Below are 313 nucleotides of genomic sequence, written 5' to 3' on the forward strand. Positions count from 1 at the left end.
CACCACCTTTACCGTGACCGACGCCTCCACGGTGTCCCATGTCTATGGCGGGGGCGGCAGCGATATCCTGATCGCCAGCGGCTTGACGCTCTCCGCCGATCAGAGGGCGGCGATCTTTTTGGACACTTCCGTCGAGACGATTATCGACGGAAGCGGAACCTATATGGCGCCCCTGCAACTGACGGCCGGCGCTGATACGCTGACCTTTGATTCCAGCGACCCGACGAACAGCACGGTGAATGCGACCGCACCGAACTTAAATCCCACGGACAGCATCGACCTTGGGGGTGGCTACGATGTTCTGGCGCTGTTT

1 protein-coding gene is annotated in these 313 nt (G+C 60.4%); it reads left to right on the forward strand.

What is annotated here, in order from left to right:
• Positions 1 to 313: hypothetical protein (locus tag AU465_RS32785; RefSeq protein ID WP_192257131.1), on the forward strand; the 313-nt coding region annotated here is incomplete at both ends.

Source organism: Mesorhizobium silamurunense (genome assembly GCF_014843905.1).
Classification (GTDB): domain Bacteria; phylum Pseudomonadota; class Alphaproteobacteria; order Rhizobiales; family Rhizobiaceae; genus Mesorhizobium; species Mesorhizobium silamurunense.